The 21,152-nt window shown below is 68.8% G+C and carries 15 protein-coding genes; 8 read left to right on the forward strand and 7 right to left on the reverse strand.

Translation table 11 applies throughout. The annotated features are described in order from the left end of the window. Window positions 1–216 precede the first annotated feature (216 nt). From WME96_RS14575 to WME96_RS14595, 5 genes are all read right to left on the reverse strand, one after another. A complete protein-coding gene (locus WME96_RS14575) occupies window positions 217–978 on the reverse strand; it encodes a HEAT repeat domain-containing protein (RefSeq protein WP_437290721.1) in 762 nt (253 codons plus the stop codon). A gap of 160 nt (window positions 979–1,138) precedes the next feature. After that, on the reverse strand, window positions 1,139–1,939 hold the full coding sequence (locus WME96_RS14580; protein WP_437290722.1) for a hypothetical protein: 801 nt from the start codon (window positions 1,937–1,939) through the stop codon (window positions 1,139–1,141). 140 nt (window positions 1,940–2,079) lie between these two features. Beyond that, window positions 2,080–3,009, reverse strand: a complete 930-nt coding sequence (locus tag WME96_RS14585) for an outer membrane beta-barrel domain-containing protein (protein WP_433936061.1) — start codon at window positions 3,007–3,009, stop codon at window positions 2,080–2,082. A 424-nt stretch (window positions 3,010–3,433) separates the two neighbouring features. After that, window positions 3,434–4,795, reverse strand: a complete 1,362-nt coding sequence (gene ftsY, locus WME96_RS14590; RefSeq protein ID WP_437290723.1) for a signal recognition particle-docking protein FtsY — start codon at window positions 4,793–4,795, stop codon at window positions 3,434–3,436. A 137-nt stretch (window positions 4,796–4,932) separates the two neighbouring features. Next, on the reverse strand, window positions 4,933–6,705 hold the full coding sequence (locus tag WME96_RS14595; protein ID WP_437290724.1) for a carboxypeptidase regulatory-like domain-containing protein: 1,773 nt from the start codon (window positions 6,703–6,705) through the stop codon (window positions 4,933–4,935). A gap of 30 nt (window positions 6,706–6,735) precedes the next feature. Between WME96_RS14595 and WME96_RS14600 the strand changes: the two genes are divergently transcribed. The 3 genes from WME96_RS14600 (at window position 6,736) to WME96_RS14610 (ending at window position 8,937) form a co-directional block, all read left to right on the forward strand. Beyond that, window positions 6,736–6,876: a hypothetical protein gene (locus WME96_RS14600; RefSeq protein ID WP_437290725.1), complete on the forward strand. Its 141-nt coding sequence runs from the start codon at window positions 6,736–6,738 to the stop codon at window positions 6,874–6,876. Window positions 6,877–7,160: 284 nt separating this feature from the next. Beyond that, a complete protein-coding gene (locus WME96_RS14605; protein WP_437290726.1) occupies window positions 7,161–7,991 on the forward strand; it encodes a HEAT repeat domain-containing protein in 831 nt (276 codons plus the stop codon). Window positions 7,992–8,067: 76 nt separating this feature from the next. After that, window positions 8,068–8,937: a HAMP domain-containing protein gene (locus WME96_RS14610; protein WP_437290727.1), complete on the forward strand. Its 870-nt coding sequence runs from the start codon at window positions 8,068–8,070 to the stop codon at window positions 8,935–8,937. A 127-nt stretch (window positions 8,938–9,064) separates the two neighbouring features. Here the strand turns inward: WME96_RS14610 and WME96_RS14615 are convergent, their stop codons facing one another. Further along, window positions 9,065–9,388, reverse strand: a complete 324-nt coding sequence (locus WME96_RS14615) for a YraN family protein (RefSeq protein WP_437290728.1) — start codon at window positions 9,386–9,388, stop codon at window positions 9,065–9,067. A gap of 193 nt (window positions 9,389–9,581) precedes the next feature. Then, window positions 9,582–10,436: a hypothetical protein gene (locus WME96_RS14620; protein ID WP_437290729.1), complete on the reverse strand. Its 855-nt coding sequence runs from the start codon at window positions 10,434–10,436 to the stop codon at window positions 9,582–9,584. 633 nt (window positions 10,437–11,069) lie between these two features. Here WME96_RS14620 and WME96_RS14625 point away from each other — a divergent pair. The 5 genes from WME96_RS14625 (at window position 11,070) to WME96_RS14645 (ending at window position 20,924) form a co-directional block, all read left to right on the forward strand. After that, the gene (locus tag WME96_RS14625; protein ID WP_437290730.1) at window positions 11,070–12,728 is read left to right on the forward strand and encodes a tetratricopeptide repeat protein; all 1,659 of its coding nucleotides are present in this window, start codon (window positions 11,070–11,072) and stop codon (window positions 12,726–12,728) included. Between the two features lie 91 nt (window positions 12,729–12,819). Next, on the forward strand, window positions 12,820–16,668 hold the full coding sequence (locus tag WME96_RS14630) for a hypothetical protein (RefSeq protein WP_437290731.1): 3,849 nt from the start codon (window positions 12,820–12,822) through the stop codon (window positions 16,666–16,668). A gap of 11 nt (window positions 16,669–16,679) precedes the next feature. Further along, entirely contained in the window at window positions 16,680–18,149 is a 1,470-nt protein-coding gene (locus tag WME96_RS14635) for a tetratricopeptide repeat protein (protein WP_437290732.1), read from the forward strand. A gap of 406 nt (window positions 18,150–18,555) precedes the next feature. Continuing rightward, on the forward strand, window positions 18,556–18,798 hold the full coding sequence (locus WME96_RS14640; protein WP_433936072.1) for a hypothetical protein: 243 nt from the start codon (window positions 18,556–18,558) through the stop codon (window positions 18,796–18,798). Window positions 18,799–18,887: 89 nt separating this feature from the next. Beyond that, window positions 18,888–20,924 carry an AgmX/PglI C-terminal domain-containing protein gene (locus WME96_RS14645; RefSeq protein WP_433936073.1) on the forward strand — a complete coding sequence of 679 codons (2,037 nt, stop codon included), beginning with the start codon at window positions 18,888–18,890 and terminating at the stop codon, window positions 20,922–20,924. Window positions 20,925–21,152: the final 228 nt, after the last annotated feature.

Raw genomic sequence — 21,152 nt, forward strand, 5'->3', positions numbered from 1 at the left:
GCGCGGCTCAGGGCGTCGTGACGGGAGCTCCGCCATCGACGAGCGGTGCTCAATCACGGACTCTGCGCTCGCTTTCCTGTGGTGCGGGCCGGCGTGCGCGGCCTCCGCTCTCAGCAGCCGCCGAGGGCTGAACAAGCATGAGGCGGAGTTTCGTCCACGCGCGGCGATGCTGTCAACCGGATCGCAGGACGAGCAGCCCTGTCACAAAAGCGCGCGTCAGCCGTATCCGGCGCCCTTCCGGAGCTTGCCGTCCGGGCCGACGCTGAAGCCGTTCGAGTCCTGGAGCGCCTGGTTCGCGCTGCCCCGCAGCTCGGCCGGGACCGTCCAGCCCCGGCCCATCAGGCCCTCGGCCACCTTGTTCTTCACCCGCACCGACTCCTCGGCGGGCAGCATCTTCACCAGCGCCGGCACGCTCGCCTCGTTGTCCTGGGAGAAGATGGTTTGCACGGCGTGGAACCGGACCGTCTCGTTGACGTCCTCGAGGAACCGCTCCACCGCGATCCGCACGTCGTCGCCCTTGATGTCGCCCAGCGCGACGATGAGCTGCTGCTTCGGCTCGACGTTGCGCGCGTACTCGGTGTCGAACCTGTCGAGCAGGCGGACGAGCTCGGCGCGGCAATCCGCCTCATCGAGCACCTCCCGCAGGACCTTGAGCGGCCAGGTGAGCGCCTCGGCCTTGAGACAGAACTCGACCACGGCCGGCACCGCGTCCTTGCCGGCGTCCACGATCCCCCGGAACGCCAGATCCTTCTCTTCCTGATCGGTGATCGAGGGATCGATCGAGAACGTGAAGCGTCGGAGGAGCGCCGCCGCCGCGTCGGCGCTCTTCATCGCGGCGAGCGACTGGATGGCGTCGAGGCGGTCGTACGTCTGGGCCCGCTTGTCCGCGACGACCTTGGCCAGACCGGCCACCTTCTTGTCGGAGGAGACGCCTCCGGCCGGGGGATTGCTCTTGCGGAGAAAATCGAAAATACCCAACGCTGACCTCTGGTGGCTGTCCCGCCGCCGCGGTCCGGTCTACCCGGCGTAGCCGCCGGCATCCACCGCCGAGGGCCGATTTTACGGCCCCGGCAGGTGCGATCCTCGCCCGGCTTGCGCCGGACGAGCCGGCCCGGTCACGCCGAGCCGGCGCAGCCGTCTACTCCGTCGTCTTGATGGCGGTGGGGAATTGAATACTCAAGCTCACGGTCACCATGCTGGTGAAGTGGAATTCGCGATCCTTGTCGTCCACCTTGTTGTCGGGGAACGCCTCGTCCGTGCCGAGCCCGTGGTTGTCGAAGCCCGAAGTATTCCACGCGAACGGCAGGGCGCGCCACTCCGCGCCGAAGCCGAGGAAGTCCGACGGGTAGAAGTTCAGGCCGAGGCCGAACGTCGGCGCGAAGGCCAGGCGGCTCTCGAGCCCGAAGGTGTTCGCGCAGTTCTCGCTGCACTGCTTGCGCTCCTTCACCCCGACGGCCGCGTAGCCCGCGAAGAAGTTCACGTCCGTGTCCACGAAGAGCTCGGCGAACAGCGCCAGCTTGCCGCGGAAGGGCACGAACGTGAGCTGCGGGGCCGCGACCCACTGGATCTGAGCGAGCTGATCCTTCGTGAGGTCGCCCCGCGTCAGGTTGACCCGGGTCAGCTGGCACTCCTTCGTGAACGAACGGTTGGTGCAGTCGCGCGCGTCGATCGCCACGCGCTGGAGCTCGTCCGTCAGCCCGGTGTTGTACTGGAACCCGTAGCCGCCCCAGGCGCCGATGCCGAACCAGTCGGTGAGATGGTAGGTGAGGCGCATCCCCGGCATGATCGTCCGCCGGTACTCGTCCAGCAGCGTGAACGACGCGCCTGGAGCGACCTCGAACCGCCCGTCGCGGTGGAGCCGGAGCTTCCGCACGGCGGGCGCACCGGCCAGGGGGCCCGTGAGCTGAATCTCCTGCGCCTCCGCGGGCGCAGCCGTCATCAGAAGTGCACAGCCGGTAAGCCCTGCCACCATGGTGCAGAGGCTCTGGACGAATCGACGCATCATGCCTGTCCCCGTCTTTGGCTGAATCATCCTCATGTCACGCGCTCGGCGTCCGCGCGTCCCCACGTCCAAAGGCCTCACTTTGGCAGCCGGTATTCCCAGGAGAACGGCAGGAAGACCGAGAACCCGACCTGTGCCTGCACGTTGTTGGTGAAGCTGTTCCCCTCGGCGAGCCACGTGCTCTTGTCCTGGGCGCGACCCTGAGCGACGCTGGGGTTCTCGAGTTCGTCGAAGAAGATGTAGTCGCTGACCTCGGCCATCGCCGCGAACCAGCGGTTGAAGAAGATGCGGATCCCGCCGCCGACGTGGAACGCGAGCTTCGGCTTCCAGTCGAACGTGCGGTTGTCCGGATCGACGACGGCGATGGGCCGCGTCGAGATCGCGCCGACACCGCCCAGCACGTAGAAGTCGTAGTGGAAGATGAAGTCGCTGAATCCTGCGAACTTGCCGTACGCGGGGACGTACGTGAAGTTCGCATTCGCGTTCCACTGATACTCGGTGACCGGCTCACCGATACGGGCCGCCCTGCTCGTCTGGAAGTTGAAGTCCGACGGGGTGTTGAGGCCGCCGTACCAGTTGCCGTTGACCCCGATCGCGAGGACGTTGGTCAGGTACCAGTTGATCGCGAGCCCGGGGCCGTTGTGACCGACGAACTGGTCGTTCATCGTCAGCCCGAAGTACGGGTTCACCTCGAAGCGATGATAGCGCAGCGCGTAGATCTGCTGCACCGCGTAGGTCTCGTTGTTGAGGTCCTTCGCGGCTTCCTTGTTCAAGTCGATCGTGGGACACGCCGACGGGTCGATCTTGCAGATGTCCCCGAGCCCCGCCTCATCGCCTTCCCCCTCGGCCGGGGCCTCGGGCGCCTCCGCCGGCTCCGTGCCCTCGGCAGGAGTCTCTGGCTCGTCGAGGTTGATTTCCTTGGGTTGCTCTTTTGGCTGAGCCGACGCCGTGAGCGGCACCGCGACCAGCGCAGCCGCAACGAGAAGCCCCACGCGAGCCTGGTTCATCGCCATCCCTTCCGAAGTCCGTGCGATGCGAGCGATCGATCGCCCAGGTAGTACAGCTTCCTAACTACTCGAATTTATTAATTAATTCGGTCAACCGCCAAGCCCGACGGACTATATCACGCCGAAAATCAAAGGATCAACAACCAAATCCTTTTGCCACGGACGACCGTGGCGGGCCGCGAGACGGACCGCCCGGTCGACTCGGGCCGACCAGCGGATGGACTGCAACATCACCGCGGGCTCGGATCCGCCCATGTGCGTGCGACCGGGGTACATGACGATGGCGGCTCCTGTCGGGTCAGCGGCGTGGGCGCGGCGGCCTGAGGCCCCCGGGACCATCGCCCGCTTCTTGGACAGCTGTCGAGAAAAGTGATTGGGAGGTGACGCAGAGATCGCTCGCGCGGCGCGGAGCGGCGCGCGCTCGTCAGGCGGCGGCGTCCTCGGCGCCGCTCGCGCGGCCGAGCATCGCCTCGACGAACTCGTCGGGCTCGAACTCGCGGAGGTCCTCCGCGCGCTCGCCGATGCCGACGTAGCGGACCGGCAGCCCGTGCTCGGCGCAGATGCCGAGGATGACGCCGCCCTTGGCGGTGCCGTCGAGCTTCGTCAGCACGATGCCGGTGATGGGCAGCGCCTCCTTGAAGAGCGCGGCCTGCTGCATGGCGTTCTGTCCGTTCGTGGCGTCGAGCACCAGCAGCGTCTCGTGCGGCGCCCCCTCGAGCGCCTTGTTCATCGTGCGCGCGACCCGGGCCAGCTCCTCCATGAGGTTCGTCTTCGTGTGCAGCCTGCCCGCGGTGTCGGCGAGCACCACGTCGGCGCCCGTGTCCTTCGCCTTCTGGATCGCGTCGAAGATCACCGCGCCCGGGTTCGCTCCGTCCTTGCCGCGCACGACCTCGCAGCCGACGCGCTTGCCCCAGACGTTGAGCTGCTGCACCGCCGCCGCGCGGAACGTGTCGCCCGCGGCGAGCACCACCGTCTTGCCCTCGGCCTTGAGCTGCGTCGCGAGCTTGCCGATCGTGGTCGTCTTGCCCACGCCGTTGACGCCGACGACCATGACGACGGTGGGCTGCGTCTTCAGCGAGAGCCCGCCGCCGGCGCCGACGCGCAGGATCCGCTTCGCGTGCTCGCGCAGCGCGTCCCAGACCTTGTCCGTGTCGGCGAGCTCGTTCCTGCTGAGCGCCGAGCGGATCTCGTCGAGGAGCAGCTCTGTCGTCTTCACGCCGACGTCCGAGGTCAGCAGCACCTCTTCGATCTGCTCGACGACGTTGGGATCGATCTCCTTCTTGCCGGCGAACAGCGCCTTGAGCCGGCCGAAGAACCCCTCGCTCTCGCGCACCTTGGTGAGGCCCCTGCGGAGCCCCTCGATGTCGCGCTTGCGCGCGCCGGGGGGCGTCGTCTCCCGCGCGGGCCGCGCGGCCGGCTTGACGACCGGCGCCTCGACCACGGGGGGAGCCTCGTCCACCACGGGCGCCGCGGCCTCGGGCGCCGCCTTCTCGACGGCGGGCGGCACGAGGGGCACCTCGACCGGGACGGGCGCCGCGACGGGCGGCTCCTCCCGCGGCGAGGGCTCCTTCGCCTTGGCCCGAGGCTCTTCCTCCGCCGCGGCCTTCGGGGGGCGCGGCTTGTCGGCCGGCCTGTCAGCCGGCTTGGCGGTGGGCTGCTTCGCCTTCTCCGGGAGCTTCTTCGGTTCGGGGGGCGCTTCGATCTCGGGTGGCGCCGCCTTCTTCGTGACGAAGTAGACGATCGCCGCCACCACGACGAGGCCGACGATAATTAGGGCGATTTCCACGTTGGCGTTCTCCGGCGAGGGAGCCGACTATATGGGACGCTCCCCATACGTCAACGTGCGCTCGCGGGGGGCGCCCGATCCGGCCAACGAAACTGCAGGTCAGCGCGGCGGCGGGCCGCCGCCGCGCGTCGCCAGGCTCACGGAGGAGCGAGCTGCGAGACGCCCGGCTTCGGCTCCGACGCGCCGAGGTCCTGCTCGACCCGCTCGTCCACGGGATCGGGGCCGAAGGCGGCGTGCTCGACGCGGGTCGCCCACAGCTCCACCTCGTGCTGCTGGGCCCTGCTCGCCGCGCGGCGCACGTGCCCGGGCGTCGGCTCCGGCGGGCCTTCGAACGGGGCGCCCTGCCGCCGCGCCCAGCGGACGAGGCGGTCGAGCACGGCGCGGCGCCGCGTGACCAGCGCGATACCCAGCTTGCTCGGCGGCGGGAGCGCCTGCTCGTAGCTGCTGTGCGTCGACGCGCGGACGACGAGCTTCGCGTCGCTCCGGTGCGGCGCCTCGATCGAGAACTCGCCGCTGTCGTCGGTCACCGCGCGCGCGACGACGCCGCTGCCGTCGAACGCGGGCACCACGATCGTGAGCTCCGCCTGCGCGATCGGCGCGCCGTCGTGGGCGTCGGAGACGACGCCGCGCCAGCCGGTCGCGTCGTCGATCGGCCCCATGATCCGCACCCCCGCGCGGCCGGGCGGCGCGGCGGGCTTCTCCTCGCTGGCGCGCTCCGCCGCGCGCTTCGGGGCGCGCCGCCAGCCGCCGAGCACCCAGCCCGCGATCGCGAGCACGGCGGCGCCGAGCGCGACCTGCCGCCACACGCCGGGGCCCGTGACGGGCACGTCGATCGCGAGCTCTGCGCCGGGGATCCACCACGGGGCGGCGGGCACGTAGCGGAGCGAGATCGGCTCGGTGCCCTCGCGCTCGGCGGTGAACGCGGCGATGACCCGCGCCTTGCCGGCGGTGACGGCGGCCGCGCCGACGGGCTCGCCGGCGCGCAGCGCCTCGACCACGCCGCCCTCGACCGGGCCGCGCGACGAGCGCACGTCGACCTCGATCGGGACGCCGTCCTCCGCGCGCGCCGGCTCGACGGGGCGGGAGAGCGCGAGCGTGACCTGCGCGTACCGGACGACCCCCTGGCTGACGCTCGCCTTCGCGAGCGCGTCGGTCCCCTCGAAGCGCGCGCGCAGCACGCCCTGCCCGGCGCCGCCGAGGCTCTCCGTCGCGAGCTCGAACCGCGCCCTGCCGTCGCCGCCGGTCGGGGCCTCGGCGAGCTTCGCGCCGCGCTCGTCCTCGAGCACGACGGCGAGCCGCTCGCGCTCGAACGGCGCGCCGACCGCGAGCGCGCCGCTGCGCTCGATCCGGAGCGCGACGGTGACGTTGAGGGTGGGGCGATCGAGGTCGACGGCGTCCACCGGCGGATCGAACCGGAGGATCACCGGCGCGAGCGGGGCCGCGTGCGCCTCGATCGGGATCTTCGCCTCGGCCGGCTCGTGGAGCTTCCCTCCCGCGAAGCGGACGCGCAGCGTCGCGTCCGCGAGCGTCGCGCTCCCCCGCAGGCAGAACGCGCCCCGCTCGTCGGTCGCGATCACGTACCCGCCCTGCGACGCGCGGTGCTCGCGCGCGCGGGCCGCGCCGTCGGCCGCGCACCCCTCGGCCGGCGGCAGGTCCAGCGGCGCGCCGCTGCTCGAGATCGCCTCGATGGAGAGCGGCGCCTGCGCGATCGCGCTCCGCGCGTCGTCGACGACGCTGCCGCGCACGACGAACCCGCCGGGCTCGGTCCACGCGACCGCGTCGATCTGCGCGCTCCCCCGCACATGGATGCGGAGCGGCGCACCTCGCGCCTGCGCGTGCGCCAGGGGCGCCGCGGCGAGCGTGGTCGTCGCGAGGACAACCCCCGGCCACCATCGTCTCAAGCGGCCCATCTCCCGAAAGCCTCCGGCGAGCTCCTCGTCATGATCGCGCATTATTCGTCACGCGGGCAGCGCCCGGGCAAGGAGAAGCAGCGCCGCCGCGGCGCTGAGCTCGAGCCCGCCCGCCTCGCGCTCGCCCCGGTGGTGCGCGGAGAGGGCGAGCGCGGACGTAAGCGGACGTGAGCGGACGGTGCACGCCGAAGACGCCGGCGCTGCGGACGCGGCGCGCGCGCGGCGCGGCGGTGCCAGTAGATAAGTGGATGGTGATGTCGTGTTTGCCCTGCTCCACCATGGCTCATGGCCTTGAAGCCCCGCGCGCAGGGCGCGTCAAACCGTTCAGTTCGGCGGCAGCGAGGAGCGAGCGAATGCAAGGCAAAAGTGCGAGCGTGTGCGCACCGAATTTCGAGGGCAGGTACGATCATCCGATCGCCACGGCGGCGATGCGCTCGTGTATCGTCGGAAGTGGAATGCGTCGCCCCTCTCCTGTGCTCGTGTTGCTGGTTGTGGCGCTCGTACTCTCGCTGATCCCCACGAGGCTCTACGCGGAACAGCGCACGAGCTATCTCGCCGAGCAGCTCAAGGCCAACGACGACTACCGCGTGCGAACGCAGGCGGCGCTGGCGCTCGGCGCGTCGGGGGACGACGCGGCGACGAAGCCGCTCTGCGACGCGCTCTCGGACGCCAACGCGTCGGTCAAGGTCGCGGCGGCCGCGGCGCTCGGCAGGCTCGGCAAGCCGGCGGGGCTCCCGTGCCTTCAGCGGGCCGAGGGTCGCGAGCAGACGCCGGCCGTCAAGTCGCAGATCCAGAAGTCGATCGCGACGCTGTCGTCGGGCGGCGCGAGCAGCGCGGGCGGCGCGGTGGCGCCGCCTCCGCCGGGCGCGGACACGAAGTACTACGTGGCGATCGAGATCACGAACAAGAGCGGCCGCCCCGAGTCCGAGATCGAGCCGCTCCTCCGGGCCGCGATGCAGTCGAAGATCCTCGCGAAGCCCGGCTACGCCGTCGCGCCCAAGGGCGAGACGGTGGCTCAAGGCAAGAAGATTCTGAACGGCAAGAAGCTGAAGGGCTTCTACCTGCTCGCCACGGTCGAGCCGGCCGTGTACCAGGGCGGCAACCTCACCCAGGTGGTCCGCGTCAGCATGTGGACCTATCCGTCCAAGTCGCTCCAGGGTGAGTTCGCGCCCAAGCTCACACAGAGCGGCACCCCGAAGAAGGACGTCCAGAGCGAGAACGTCCTGATGAAGATGTGCGTCGAGAACGCGGTCGAGACCTTCCAGAAGGTCGTCGCGTCGCTCTGACGCATCATCGCTGCTCGACATTGGCTTTTTCAGTGCGTCACGACCCCTGTCATCTCCAGCCAGCTTCGAGGATCCCATGAGCGACGCTTCCAGCACGGCCCCGCAGACCTCCGCGCCGGAGGTCAGAGCGCGCTACCAGCGGAGCGCGCGGAACTACCTGCTCGATCAGAGATTCCAGCTCAAGTACACGGGGTTCCTCGTGGGGATCAGCCTTGCGCTCTCCGTCGCGCTCGGGGTCCTCCTGTGGAACGCCAGCTCGAAGATCATCGAGCAGAGCCGCAGCGCGGTGCAGCAGGGGCAAGAGACCGTCCGTCAGGGTCAGGAGACCGTCAAGCGTGGCCAGGAGGTGCTCGTCCAGAGCCGCCGGGTCAGCGAGGTCGTCGCGATGAACATCGCGAAGGAGTACAAGGACGACCCCGAGCTCGCGAAGACCTTCGGCGAGGCCGCGCAGCGCGACGAGGGCAAGCTGAAGGACGAGCAGGCGCGGCTCGAGCGCGACGCGGCGATGCTGCAGCAGCGCGCCGAGGCGCTCGGGCAGCAGGCCGCCGAGGTCGCGCAGAACCAGCAGATGCTGCTCCGCCTCATCGTCGCGCTCCTCTCGTTGCTCGTCCTCGGCGTCGGTGTGGCGGGCATCGTCTTCACACACAAGATCGCCGGCCCGATCTTCAAGATGAAGCGCCTGCTCCGCCAGGTCGGCGAGGGCAAGCTGGTCGTGCGCGAGCGGCTGCGGAAGGGCGACGAGCTCCAGCACTTCTTCGAGGCGTTCGAGAAGATGGTCGAGGATCTGCGGGCGCGCCAGCAGTCCAAGATCGCCAAGATGGATGCGATCCTCGAGAAGCTCGAGGCGGACGCGCAGGCCGAGAAGGCCTCGCGCGAGATCGATCCCGAGGGCCTCGCGCAGCTCAAGCGCCTCCGCACCGAGATGCAAGAGCAGCTCGACGCCTGATCGTGATGGCGCGCGCCTCGCGCCCGCGCAGCAGCATCGAAATCGCCCCGAAATCAACCCGAAAATCACGAAAGCAGCCACCGCTGGCCGCGTCGTTTTCGCACGGCCACAGCGCGGCCGCGCGGCGCTAAAAGGCGGCTTTGATGTGCTCGATCTTCGTCTCGCCGTTCGGGAGGAACGTCACCGACGCGGCGTCGAAGCGCATGCGCTCCACGCCGCGCACGCGCGAGAAGCGGGCGCGCCAGAGCTGCTCGCCCGCGCGCCGCACGCGGGCGCGCTTGCCGGCGTCGATGCTGTCGAGCGCGCGCACGTACGAGCCGGCGCCCCGCGTCCGCACCTCGATGATCGCGATGACGGGGCCGTCGCGCGCGATCACGTCGATCTCCAGCCGGCCGACCCGCGCGTTGCGCGCGACCACCTCGATCCCCTGCGCCGCGAGGTAGGCGACCACGGCGTCCTCCGCGCGCGCGCCGAGCGCCCTCCGCGCGTCGTCGAGCTCGGGAGCTCGCGGCGCTGCTGCGCGCGCGGCGCGCCGGCGTTCGTGTAAATCGGATTCGTCGCCTGAGGAGGGGAGGGGGCTGCCGGCCTGATCGGCCGGCGCTCGTCGGGGGCTGCGCGGGGGGCGGCCGCCCGTCACCCGGTGCCTACGGCGTGCCTTCGCACTGTTCCGAGTTGTAGCGGCCCTGCACCTGGCCGCAGCCCTGCTCGTTCACGAACTGCGAGCCCTGCTTGATGCAGTACTTGCCGGTGATGTTCGGGTCCCCGAGGCCGACGTTCGGACGGATCTCGGCGCACTCGAAGCCCTGCGGGCACTCGCAGAAGTTGAAGTTCGGGTCGTCCGGCTCGCCTTCGGCCACGCCGCACCGGCAGGAGCAGTACACCGCCTGCTCCGCGTTCCGGTCCGAGTCGGTGGCGCACTGGCCGCAGACCGGCGACGCGACGGGATCCGTGGTCCCCGGCACGCAGCACGCCTTGCCTTGGTTCTCCGCCGCGGATTTGGTCGGGTCCTGGCAGCCGCTGATGTTGTCGTGGCAGATGTGCAGCGTGCAGACCCCGTTCGCGCCGCAGGTCCATTCGTCGCTCGGGCAGTCCAGGGCGCTGGTGCACTTGCAGAAGGCGCCCTGCGGATCGCACACGCCGCTGAGGCACTGCCCGGCGGCGTCCTTCGTCGGATCGCAGTCGGGCGCGTAGGTCCCCGACGGTCGGCAATCGCCGCACGTGCCGGGCTGGTCGGGGTTACAGGTCGGCGGCGCCTCCTGGCCGAGCGGGCAGCTCACGCGCCCCTGGAAGTGGTTCACGAGGCAGATCCGCGTCTGGCACTGGAAGGACCGCGATTCGATGTTCTCTTCCGTCACCTTGAAGCCAGCGAACTGCGGATCGTACTCGTCTTCAGGCAGGCACGGGTCGCCCACGCCGCCGCTTTCACACGCGGAGGGCAGGCTCGCCATAGCGACGACGCTGAGCAGGCCGAGCAGGCCGGACAGAATGGAACGGGTCATCAGAACGTGCTCCTTCGGCGGCGGTGCGCGCCATCGCCTCGGCAGAGGCGCGCGGACGGGAGGCAAGAAAACGCTCAAGTCGAGGTGCTCAAAGGCACAACGTCAGCGGTTGGACCCTAGACGAAGGGCGCATGGAGCGTCAACAGCCGGATGGGGCGCGCCACCGCCGACGTGGGGGCCGTCGCCCGCGCGGACCGTTCGACCCCGCGCCCCGTCGCTCCCTTGGCAGCGGCCGGTCACCGGCCCGCCGTGACGCGCCGGCGCGCCGAGCCCTTCAAGGAAGCGAGCGCGCATCGGTTCTATAATTCCACCCTCGACTCCTACGCAGTGCGCCACCCCAAGCTCGACGCGGCGCCCGGTGTCTGAGGGCGGGAATGTAGAGCGGGCCGACCGTTGGCATCGCTTGACAAGCTGCGCGCCACAATCCTACCATCCCCGGCCACACGCAAGTATCCGTTGATTCTCATTGAACTTTTTGGTTCTCGACCGAGTCGCCTCGGGGGTCTACGGCGCGCGCTTCCGGTGTGTGGAGCCGCGAACGGGGCGAAGGGGCCACGATCTTTACGTCGCCGAAAGCGAGGAACGACGATGCGGAACCGGGTGGCGAGTATCTGCCTTGTAGCTTCTGCCCTGTTGCTCACCCCCGCCATGGGGCATGCGCAGGGCAAGGGTAAGCCCGTCGCGGCTGAAAAGGCGGACGCCAAGGGCGGCACGAAGCCCAACAAGGAGATCAACCTCGACGAGGATGCTGGCCCCGTCACCGCGGGCCAGATGACCGAGCAGGCGGCGCAGGGCAAGCGGCTGTTCGACAGCGAGCGGTGGAGCGACGCTGCGCTGCAGCTCAAGCGGGTCGTCGACGGCGACACGGGCGACGACGAGGGCAACCGGCAGATCGCGCAGTACCACCTCGCGATCGCGCTGTACCGGCTGCAGTTCTACCAGGCGAGCTACGCGATCTTCTCGCAGATCGCCGACAAGCCGAACCACCTGAAGTTCAACGAGACGCTGCTCTGGCTGTCCAAGCTCGCGACGCAGCTCCCCGAGCCGGCGGACATCATCGAGCGCGTCGGCAAGTACAAGACCGAGCAGATCGCGCGGTTCAACAACCCCCAGCAGCGCGACCTCTACTGGCAGCTCAACTACCTGCTCGGCCGCTACAAGTACCGGAACCGGAACTACGAGGAGGCCATCAGCCTCTTCGCCAAGGTCGACCCCAACAGCAAGTACTACGTCCAGGCCCAGTTCTTCAGCGGCATCTCGTACGTGCAGCTGCGCAAGTCGGTGCCGGCGGTCAAGTCGTTCCAGCGGATCGTCCAGGCCATCGACGACGGTGTCGAGGGCGTCGAGGACGAGGCGCGCATGCGCGACCTCGCGTTCCTCTCGATGGCGCGGACCTACTACTCCGCCTCTGTCCGCCTCGACGACAACAACGTCCCGACGATCGACGCCGCGAAGCTCTCGGCGGCGGTCAAGTACTGGAACCGCGTCGACGTCGCGAGCGAGTACTGGCTGGACAGCCTCTTCGAGCAGTCCTGGGCGTACTTCATGGCCGGGCTGTACCCGCAGGCCCTCGGCAACATCCACACGATCGAGTCGCCCTACTTCCCGAACTCGTTCTATCCCGAGGCCGACATCCTGAAGGCCGTCGTCTCGTTCACGATCTGCCAGTACGGCGACGCGACCATCACCGTCGCGAAGATGAAGAAGAAGTACGAGCCGATCAAGAAGGAGCTCGAGGCGATCCTGAACCGGTTCCAGGGCGAGGGGAACGAGGAGCGCTTCTTCCAGTTCCTGAAGGACGTGGGCGCCGGCAAGGCCAACCTGTCCCCGACGGTCCGCCCGATCGTCGAGAACGCGCTCTCGGATCGCCAGCTCCGCCGCAACATGGAGTACGTGCGCGTGCTCGATGAGGAGGCGGCGCGGTTCAAGCAGGCGCCCGCGAACTTCCGCAACTCCCCGGTGGGCAGCGAGGTGACCGACGCCCTCGAGTTCGCGCGGAGCCTCGCGATCCGGAACGCCGGCACGCTCGGGCGGGAGCGCTACCAGCGCAACCTCGACGAGCTCAACGAGCACCTCCGCGACTCGTCGAAGATCCTCATCGACATCACCGCGGCCGAGCGGAACAAGCTCGATCAGCAGGTCGTCAGCGGGCAGCTCTCGAAGGAGGACGCGCTCACGTACGGCGTCGTCAAGCCCGACGACGAGCACGTGCTCTGGCCGTTCGACGGCGAGTACTGGCGCGATGAGCTGGGCTTCTACCGGCAGGTCGTGACGTCGAAATGCAGCAAGTGAGACGATTCATCATGGTTGGCCCCGCGGCCTTGGTCCGCGGGGCAGGCAGCGCTTCCTCACGGGGGTCCGTGGCGGAGGGACGGAGATGGAGATGAAGCAGTCGAAGTTCAGTGTACTGCATGCGCTCCGCGCGGCGGCAGGCACGTTGGCCGTCGCGGCGTGCGCGGTCACGGCGAGCCCCGCGTCCGCGGCCGACGCATGCATCACGCAGCCCGCGAAGGACGCGATCGCCGCCTGTCCGGGCGGCAAGCTCCAGGTGTCGGCCGGCAAGAAGCCGCAGGTCAGCTTCAAGTCGGCCCCCACCGGGATCAACCTGAAGAAGCGTGATGACCTCACGAAGCCCGCGAACCCGACCGCCTCACAGGCGTCGGCGCAGCGCGACGAGCGGCGGAATCGGCTCGCCCCGAAGGTGCGGAGCCTGCTGATCACGGAGATCCAGGGCCTCGAGGGCCTGTACGCCTCGACGCCGAAGAACGCGCCGGATCGGCCGAAGCTGATGCGGCGCCTCGCCGAGGGCTACGTCGAGCTCGAGTCGGCGGCCTTCCGCGACAAGACCGAGGGGCAGATCAAGGCCGACGAGGCCAAGCGGAAGAACCCGAAGGCGGTCGCCGGCCTGCGGGCGGAGATCGCCAAGGCCGACAAGATCCTCGTCGCCGCGCGGAAGAGCGCGATCAAGTACTACACGAACCTCAAGACGCAGTACCCGAAGTACTGCCAGAGCACCAACGCGGCCGACCCCGCGAAGAGCACGGGCTGCACGGACGAGGTCCTCTACTACCTCGCCTACGAGTACGAGCAGGCGCAGCAGCTCGAGGACGCCCGCAAGGTTTACTTCGAGCTCATCAAGAACTGGCCGAACTCGAAGTACATCCCGAACGCGTACCTCGCGTTCGGCGAGCTCTTCTTCAACGAGGCGCAGGGCGACCCGTCCAAGTGGGACCTCGCCGAGCAGTCGTACGTCAAGGTCACCCAGTACCCGCCGCCCGAGAACAAGGTGTGGGGCTACGCCCACTACAAGCTCGGGTACGTCTACTGGAACAAGGGCGACTTCGCCCGCGCGATCAGCGAGTTCAAGAAGACGATCGAGTACGGCCAGCAGTACCAGCAGATGCCGAACGCGGCCCAGCTCGCGGTCTCGGCGCGCCGCGACATCATCCCGGTCTACGCGCTCGCCGGCGACCCGCGGAAGTCCCACGACTTCCTCCGGCCGCTCAGCGGCGACACGAGCGGCAGCTCCGAGAAGACGTTCAAGATGATGGACGACCTCGGGCAGAACTACCTCGACACCGGTCATTACAAGGAGGGCATCGAGCTCTACACCGACCTGATGACCCGCGACCGGGGCCCGAAGTACTGCGTGTACCAGGGGCACATCGCCGAGGCGACGCTCGCCATGAAGTCTGGCAACAAGGACCAGATCATGGAGGTGCTCGGGCGCCAGCTCGACGTCCACAAGAAGTTCGAGACCGAGGGGCATCCGGCGGACGCCAAGCTGAAGTGCTCGAACATCACCGCCGGCCTGCTGACCGAGACGGCGATGGCCTGGCACCTCGAGGCGGTGGGCTCGGGCGGCGTGCGCGGCACCGGCGACAAGAAGACGATGCAGCTCGCCGCGCAGCTCTACGACAAGGTCGTCAACAACTTCAAGCAGGAGCAGTTCGCCAGGTTCGAGTTCCCCCGCATCCTGAAGGAGGACTGGCCGAACATCTTCAAGATCAAGTACGCGATGGCCGACCTTCTGTACTTCCAGAAGGACTGGGCCAAGTGCGGCCCCGCGTTCGACTCGGTCGTGGCCGAGGACCCGAACGGCCCGCAGGCGGCCGAGGCCGCGTACGCGTCGGTGCTCTGCTACCAGAACATCTACACCGAGACCCACAAGGACGGCTCCGACAAGAAGGGGGCCGGCAACCTCCCCGACCCGGGGACGGGCAAGAAGGGCGAGAAGGACAAGAAGGCGGACAAGGCGAAGTTCCAGCCCAAGGAGTTCAACGACAGCCAGAAGGGCATGATCACCGCCTTCAACCGCTACGTCTGCTACATCAAGCCCGCCGCGAACGACAAAGAGGCGCAGGAGCAGTACGTCGAGGTGAAGTACGCGCGTGGCCGCACGTACTTCGAGGCGCAGCACTGGGAGGAGGCCGCGCTCGCGTTCCGCGACGTGGCGCTGAACCACGCCGACAAGGAAGTCGGCATCTACGCCTCGCAGCTCTACCTCGAGTCGCTCAACGTCCTCGGCGCGAACATGGACCCGCCGCGTCCGTCTTGTTACGACGACATGGCCGCGGATGTGCCCAAGTTCATCGACCTCTACTGCAAGGGCGGCAAGGAGAAGGAGAACGCCGAGCAGTGCGGGATCCTGATCCGCATCCAGCGCGACATCGAGCGCCTGCGCGCCCAGAAGCTCGTCGAGGCGGCGGACGCGTCCGGCGGCGTCGAGGCCCTCAAGAACTACGAGAAGGCCGCGCTCGCCTACATGGACATGTGGAAGAAGTACGGCGAGGCCGCGTGCGAGGCCAAGCAGCCCGCCTGCGAGAAGAGCGAGGAGGTCCTCTACAACGCCGCGAAGGCGTTCCAGGCCGCTCGCCTCATCGCCAAGTCGATCGCCGCGCGCAAGATCCTGCTCGACCCGCGGTACAACCTCCACAACACCGAGCTGGCGAAGACGTCGATCTACGAGATCGGCGGCAACTACCAGGCGATCGCGGTCTATGACGAGGCGGCCAACTGGTACGAGCGTTACGCCCGCGAGAACCCGAAGGGGGAGAAGGCCGCGGAGGCGCTCCAGGACTCGGTCGTGCTGCGGCTCGGCCTCGGCCAGGAGGACCAGGCGATCAAGGACGCCGACCTCTTCAACAAGAACTACGGCAAGGCGAAGCCGGCGCAGACGGCGCAGATCGCGTTCGCGATCGGCGCGCACTACATCGACCGCGAGGACTGGGATCAGGCGCGCCGGCGGCTGTCGACGGCGATGCCGCAGATCGACCGCAACGCGACGTTCGACGTCCAGGTGCAGGCGCACGCGATGTACGCGCGCGTCCTCCTGCAGACGAAGAGCGTGACCCCGGCGAACGGCGAGTACAACAAGGTCCGGGGCTACTGGAAGGACCCGGCGGCCGCGCTGAAGAAGCTCGACGCGATCGGCGGCGAGGAGCCGGAGAAGCTGCGCCGGCTCGGCAAGGTGCTGACCGCGGTGGGCGAGGCCTACTTCCACTTCGCCGAGCAGAAGCGGAAGGAGGTCGATAAGATCAAGTTCCCCGAGTACAAGGGCGCCGGGAACCGCGAGGACGTCCTCAAGCACATCAACACCAAGGTCGCCGACTGGGTGAAGAAGAAGCGCCCGGCGATCGAGGCGGCCGACGCGGAGTACCAGAAGATCCTCAAGCTGGAGCCGACGCCTCCGCCGCGCTGGGTCATCGCCGCCGGCGCGCGCGTCGGTCAGATGTGGGGCAAGTTCGTCGCCGAGTTCCGCGCCGCGCCGATCCCGAAGGAGTGGAAGGGTCGCGGAATGGTGCCGGGCACCGACGTCTCGTACGACGAGATCCGGGGCGAGTACTACTCGCGCCTGGACGAGGCGAGCGAGCCGCAGAAGCAGATGGCGAAGGGCGCGTTCAAGACCTGCCTCGACCTGTCCGTGAAGTACCAGTACTTCGACGACTACTCGCGCACCTGCGAGGTGTGGCTGTCGAAGAACTACGGCGCCGAGTACCACCTCATCGACGAATTCCGCGGCGCCCCGTCGCGGGTCAACTCCGGCCTGAGCGATCGTCCCGCGCCGCTGAACCTCGACGGGACCCCGTACCGTGAGGCGCTGACGGTCCCCGACAAGCCGGCTGCTGGCAAGGAAGAGGGCGACGAGAAGAAGAGCGAAGCACCCGCGGGTTCCGGCGCCTCCAAGGAAGGCTCGGCGCTCGATCGGGCCACGACCCGACGCAAGAAGTGATGGAGCGAAACATGAGAAGCATCACCTCATTGGCAGCGGTCGCGGTGTTCCTTCTGGCCGCGACGGGTTGTGGCGGCGGTAGCTCCGGCGGCACGGCGCGCGCGGCGAAGGATCCCACGACCGGCAAGGCGATCACGGACAGCAAGGGCAACGCCGTGTCGGTCGAGGCGGCCAACAAGTTCAAGACCGCCATGGACACCATGGTCCAGCACGACAAGGCTGGCGATTGGAGCGCGGCGACTTGCAGCTCGACGGCCCAGCTCTTCCTCGACGCGGCGGACGAGCAGGGGGACGCGACGTTCGCCGAGGCGATCTACAACGCGGGGCTCGCGTACCAGCGTTGCAAGAACGACTCGGAGGCGAAGAAGTACTTCCAGCAGGCGCTCCAGAAGAACCCGAAGTTCCACCCCGCGCGGGTCCAGGTGGCGCTCTACAACCTGGCCGAGTCGGGCGAGCGGAACATCGACGCGGCGATCAGCGAGATGCGGCAGGCCGCCGTCGTCGACGCCCAGTACAAGAACGTCGAGGCGCTCGTGCACCTCGCGCTCCTGTACATGAAGCGCGGCAACAACGTCGCCGACAGCGATGGCCCGAACGACTTCCAGCGCGCGAAGCGGTACATCCAGAGCGCGCTGGCGGTCGACGACGCCTTCATGCCGGCGTTCAATCAGCTCGCCATCTACTACCTGGAGACGGCGAAGCAGAAGGCCGGCCGGAAGTCGGGCAAGGCGGTCGCGACCAACGTCAGCAAGCAGAAGAAGGTCGACACGCAGGCGCTGGAGCTCGCCGCGCTGGTCTGCTCCCAGGCCATCCGCAAGAACCCGAACTACGCGCCGATCCACAACACCGCGGGGATGATCCAGGTCGAGCTCGCGAACCTGAACGGCGCCGTTCAGGAGTTCAACCTGGCGAGGAAGCTCGACCCGACCTTCTACGAGGCGCAGATGAACTACGCGGCGGTGAACCTGAGCTTCCGCGGGTTCCAGCAGGCGGAGGAGGCGTACCGCGCGGCCCTGAAGATGCGTCCGAACGACTACGACGCTCACCTGGGCCTCGCGCTCGCCCTGCGCGGTCAGATCGACGACTCGAACTTCGACAACATGGTGGCGGCCGCCAGCGCGGAGCTCGACGCCGCGAAGAAGCTCGCCCCCGAGCGCGCCGAGACCTACTACAACGAGGCGATCCTCACCCAGGAGTACAAGGCGAAGTCGGGCGGCAAGTCCGCCGAGGGCGCCCTCCAGTCGGCGAAGGGGCTCTTCGGCCAGTTCATCCAGAAGGCGGGCTCCAATGCCGAGTTCGCTGACGCGGTGAAGCGGTCGAAGGAGCGCATGGAAGAGATCGACCAGATCATCGCCTTCAACAAGCAGACCGAGGCCGAGCGCAAGGCGGCCGAGGCTGACATGAAGACGAAGGAGGCCGAGCAGGAGGCCGCTGCCGGAGCCGAGGGCGAGGGCGGAGAAGGGGCCACGCCGGCCCCGTAGGCAGCAGGAGCGTTGTCCTGAACCCTGTCTGACGCACGTCGTGAGCGGCCCGAGCCCGGCAGAGCGAGCGAGGAATACGGCAGTATTCCGGGCGAGCTCTACCGGTGCGTCGGGCCGCACCGCAGCGCGTCAGGCAGCCCGACCAGCCCCCCTCTCTCGCCGCATGCTCGCTGCATGCTCGCCGTCACGGAGGAGAGGGGGGCTGGTCACTTTCGTGGCATCGCTCCGGGAACCTTGGGTTGAATCGGGTGTCGAGGCGAGTGTGGGTCGTGCTCTCTGCCGCCTCGATGACTTGCGAAGCTGGTTGACCGGCCGCCGCGATAGGCGGTACAATGGCACTGTAACTGCGTCGGAACATTCTGAGGAGGCTGAAATGAGAGGGTTGACCCGAATGGGTGCGGGAGTCGTGGCTGCCGTTCTTATGAGCGTGGTCGCCTCATCGGCGTTCGCGCAGGAGGCTCAGGGCGGCGGCGGTGGGAAGAAGGAAGAGGGCTACGGGTACGAGTTCTCCGACGATCCGCTGAACGCCGGCGGGTTCGGCCCCAACGACGCCACCATCCGCGTTCGCCCCGGTCCAGTCCGGACGACGCTGATCCGGCCCCGCACCTCGTTCGTCCCGGAGATGCTCAAGTCGGTCGAGAACCTCTGATGTGCCGGGCAGGTTGGAACCTGCCCTGTCGATTTATCCCCAGATGCTGGGGGCGTGCGCCGCGGGGCGCATAGGGAAGGCTGGCGGAGATGGAAGGCAAGCAAAGGGTCGCTCTCACATTTGCGCTCTACCAAAACGAGGCGCTCGTCCGTCGGGAGACGATCACGCAGGATATCGTCAAGGTAGGCAAGGACGCGAAGAGCCATCTGCGTGTCGATGACGAGCTTGCCTCGCGCATGCACGCGGTCATCGAGGTCGCCTCCCCGCAGGACATCACGCTCATCGATCTCGGCAACGAGCCGGGAACGATGGTGAACGGGGCGCGCGTCAACAAGTGCAAGATCAGCCCAGGCGATCAGCTCCAGATCGGCGGGACGAAGATCATGCTGGAGCGCGCCGAGCCGGTGGCGGTCGCCGCCGCGGCGGGCCCCGCGAAGCCGGTGCCGGCGAACCCGTTCGCCGCGGCGCCCTCGAACCCGTTCGCCGCTGGAGCGCCGGCGAATCCGTTCGCCGCCGCCGCGCCGGCGAACCCGTTCGCCGCGACCGCGGGGGCAGACCCGTTTGCCTACAACAACCCGTTCGCGCAGTCGGCGCCCGCCGTCGACGAGGTGCCGCCGGACGCGCCGGAGGGCTCCTACACGTACACGCTCGTGAAGAACGGGCCGGACGTGCCGAGCGAGGAGGTCGAGGTCCCGGCGGCGTCCGTCGAGATCATGATCCTGTGGGATGCCGCCGTGCTCCACGTCGAGCACCTCACCCCGCCGCGCTCCTTCTACGTCGGTGAGGAGGAGGGCAAGAACTTCAAGTGTGACTACTTCATCCCGTCGGAGAAGCTCGGCACGACGCGCGCGCCCATCGTCCTCGCCGACCGCACCGGCTCGGTCTCGGTGGTGCTCCTGCCCCGCGCGACCGGGACGATCGAGCTGCCCGGGCACCCGAAGATGACGGTGCAGCAGGCGATCGATCAGGGACGCGCGCAGCCGTGCTCCGAGCTCTCGGGCGCCTACCAGATGGCGCTGCCGTCGGGCGCGAAGGCGAAGGTCGAGCTCGACGGCATCGTCTTCCAGGTGTCCGCCGTGAACGCGGGCCGCGTCGTGGCCGGCCACTTCCAGCTCGACACGCAGAGCCTGCTGTACACCGGCCTCTCGATGGCGGTGCACCTCGGGCTGCTCGCGGCGATGGCCTTCTTCATGCCGCCGCTCGGCGACACGGGCGAGGACGGGATCTCCGCGGATCAGCAGTTCCTCATCCAGCAGTACCTCGCGGCCGCCGCCGAGAAGGAGATGGAGGAGAAGGAGACCGAGCAGGTCGCCGAGAACGCGGCGGACAACAAGGAGGGCGGCACCGGTACCCGCGCCAAGGGTGAAGAGGGTTCGATGGGTAACCCGAACACCAAGGCCACCGGCAACCGCTACGGCGTCCAGGGTCCGGCCGACAACCCCGATCCGCACATCGCCCGTCAGGCGGCGCTGCGCGACGCCGCGGAGTTCGGCATGATCGGTCTCCTCAATGCCGGCGCCGGCGGCGATCCGAACGCCCCGACCGCGCCGTGGGGTCGTGACGACTCGCTCGGCAACGATCCGCTGAGCGCCCGCGGCAACATGTGGGGTGACCAGATCGGCGACTCGTTCGGCGCCGGCGGCCTCGGCCTCTCCGGCATCGGCGAGGGCGGCGGCGGTCGCGGCGAGGGTATCGGCCTCGGCTCGATCGGGACCATCGGCCACGGCGCCGGCACCGGCACGGGTCAGGGCTTCGGCTCCGGCCACGGCCGCCTCGGCGGGTCGCATCGCACCAAGCCGCCGCAGGTGCGCATGGGTGCGACGAGCGTCAGCGGTCGTCTGCCCCCCGAGGTCATCCAGCGTATCGTGCGCCAGAACTTCGGTCGGTTCCGGCTCTGCTACGAAAACGGCCTCCGGAACAACCCGAACCTGCAGGGCCGCGTCGCGGTGCGCTTCGTCATCGGGCGCGACGGCGCGGTGTCGAACGTGGGTAACGGCGGCTCGGACCTGCCGGACAACGGCGTGGTCTCCTGCGTGGTGCGGGCCTTCTACGGCCTGTCGTTCCCGCAGCCCGAGGGCGGTATCGTCACTGTCGTCTACCCGATCATGCTCAGCCCCGGCGGCTGAGCTCGCCTGAGAGCGTGGCGTCCGCGAACGCCCTGCACGGACCGTGCGGGGCGTTCGCCATTTGAGCGCTGGACGCGACCGACACCGCGGGCGCGCTCGGCGTCCGTGGCCGTCGCGCGGCTGTGGGCGGCGGGGCGCCCAGGTCGTCGCGCGTCGCGCCGCAGGGGAGGGGGCGGGCGGCGCCCGAACGCCGTCCACACCGTCGCGGGAGCGGGAGCTGAAGCCCTG

This window comes from Sorangium sp. So ce406, assembly GCF_051474675.1.
GTDB lineage: Bacteria > Myxococcota_A > Polyangia > Polyangiales > Polyangiaceae > Sorangium > Sorangium cellulosum_G.

What these genes read in the sequence shown, in the direction of transcription:
- WME96_RS14645 (WP_433936073.1), top strand. Translation starts at nt 18,888, where the DNA reads ATGGAAGGCAAGCAAAGGGTCGCTCTCACATTTGCGCTCTACCAAAAC.
- WME96_RS14605 (WP_437290726.1), top strand. Translation starts at nt 7,161, where the DNA reads ATGCGTCGCCCCTCTCCTGTGCTCGTGTTGCTGGTTGTGGCGCTCGTA.
- WME96_RS14635 (WP_437290732.1), top strand. Translation starts at nt 16,680, where the DNA reads ATGAGAAGCATCACCTCATTGGCAGCGGTCGCGGTGTTCCTTCTGGCC.
- WME96_RS14630 (WP_437290731.1), top strand. Translation starts at nt 12,820, where the DNA reads ATGAAGCAGTCGAAGTTCAGTGTACTGCATGCGCTCCGCGCGGCGGCA.
- WME96_RS14580 (WP_437290722.1), bottom strand. Translation starts at nt 1,939, where the DNA reads ATGACGGCTGCGCCCGCGGAGGCGCAGGAGATTCAGCTCACGGGCCCC.
- WME96_RS14610 (WP_437290727.1), top strand. Translation starts at nt 8,068, where the DNA reads ATGAGCGACGCTTCCAGCACGGCCCCGCAGACCTCCGCGCCGGAGGTC.
- WME96_RS14600 (WP_437290725.1), top strand. Translation starts at nt 6,736, where the DNA reads ATGATCGCGCATTATTCGTCACGCGGGCAGCGCCCGGGCAAGGAGAAG.
- WME96_RS14595 (WP_437290724.1), bottom strand. Translation starts at nt 6,705, where the DNA reads ATGGGCCGCTTGAGACGATGGTGGCCGGGGGTTGTCCTCGCGACGACC.
- WME96_RS14585 (WP_433936061.1), bottom strand. Translation starts at nt 3,009, where the DNA reads ATGAACCAGGCTCGCGTGGGGCTTCTCGTTGCGGCTGCGCTGGTCGCG.
- WME96_RS14620 (WP_437290729.1), bottom strand. Translation starts at nt 10,436, where the DNA reads ATGACCCGTTCCATTCTGTCCGGCCTGCTCGGCCTGCTCAGCGTCGTC.